This window comes from Streptomyces sp. NPDC000941 (genome assembly GCF_053599555.1).
This window is the reverse complement of the sequence record NZ_JBSFMM010000542.1, coordinates 1-1,491: the sequence shown is the minus strand read 5'-3', so window position 1 is coordinate 1,491 and position 1,491 is coordinate 1. Positions and strand designations below refer to the sequence as shown.

Here is a 1,491-nt window from a genome sequence, read left to right as displayed (position 1 = left end):
CGCGTACGCGGCGGCCAACGCGCACCTGGACGCGCTCGTCGAACGCCGCCGCGCCGAAGGCCTGACCGGCCTGTCCATCGCCTGGGGCCCCTGGGTCGGCGTCGGCATGGTCGCCAGCGACACCGCATCCTCCTTCTTCCGCGACCGTGGTCTGGGCGCGATGGCGCCCGACGCCGCGCTGCGCGTGCTCGGCGACGCCCTCGCGCAGGGCGACTCGGTGCTCACCGTCGCTGACATCGACTGGGTGCGGTTCGCCCAGACCTTCACCGCCCAGCGGCCCAGCCAGCTGCTGGTGGATATCCCGCAGGTGGCCGAGGCGCTGGAGGAGGGCGCGCGGGCCGGGGCCGACAGTCCGCTGCGCCGCCAGGTGGAGGCCGCCGCGCCGGCCCAGCGGCGGCAGGTGCTCTCGCAGCACGTGCGGGCGCTGGCGGCGAGCGTCCTGGGCCACGCCGGTCCCGACGCGATCACGGCGACCCGCCCGTTCAACGAGATGGGCTTCGACTCCCTGACCGCCGTCGAGCTGCGGAACAAGCTCAGCTCCAGCATCGGCCTCCCGCTGCCGACCACCCTCATCTTCGACTACCCCACCGCCGACGACCTGGCGGGCTACCTGCTCTCCGAGATCTCCGGCGTCGAGCCCGGCACGGCCCCAACCCACCTCCACGCGCTGCCCGCCGACGCCGGCGACCCGATCGCGATCGTCGGCATGGCGTGCCGCTTCCCCGGCGGCGTCTCCAACGCCGACCAGTTGTGGGAGATGGTCGTGGCGGGCACGGACGCGGTGGGCCCCTTCCCGACCGACCGCGGCTGGCACCTGGACACGATCTACGACTCCGACCCCGACCGGCCCGGCACCAGCTACGTGCGCGAGGGCGGATTCCTCTACGACGCGACGCGGTTCGACGCGGGCTTCTTCGGGATCTCGCCGCGCGAGGCGCTGGCGATGGACCCGCAGCAGCGGCTGCTGCTGGAGACCGCGTGGGAGACCTTCGAGAACGCCGGGATGGACGTCGGCACGCTGCGCGGCAGCAACACGGGCGTCTACGCGGGCGCGACCATCTTCGACTACCTCTCGATCGTCAACCACTCCAGTGCCGACGTGGAGGGGTACATCGGCACCGGCAACATGGGCTGCATCGTCTCGGGCCGGCTCTCGTACGCGATGGGCTTCGAGGGCCCGGCCGTGACGGTGGACACGGGGTGCTCCTCCTCGCTGGTCGCCCTCCACATGGCGGTGCAGGCGCTGCGGGCGGGGGAGTGCTCGCTGGCCCTGACGGGTGGCGTCACGGTGATGGCGACACCGGGAGGGTTCGTGGAGTTCTCGCGGCAGCGGGGGATAGCGAATGACGGCCGGTGCAAGCCCTTCGCCGCCGCCGCCGACGGAACGGGATGGAGCGAGGGCGTTGGTGTGCTGCTGCTGGAGCGGTTGTCGGATGCGCGGCGGAACGGGCACAGGGTGCTGGCGGTGGTGCGGGGTTCTGCCGTCAACCA

The 1,491-nt window shown here is 72.7% G+C and carries 1 protein-coding gene; it reads left to right on the top strand.

Annotated features, from left to right (window positions below; all coding sequences use genetic code 11):
* On the top strand, positions 1-1,491 hold a 1,491-nt coding region (locus ACWDSL_RS53380; protein ID WP_450497004.1), incomplete at both ends, for a beta-ketoacyl synthase N-terminal-like domain-containing protein.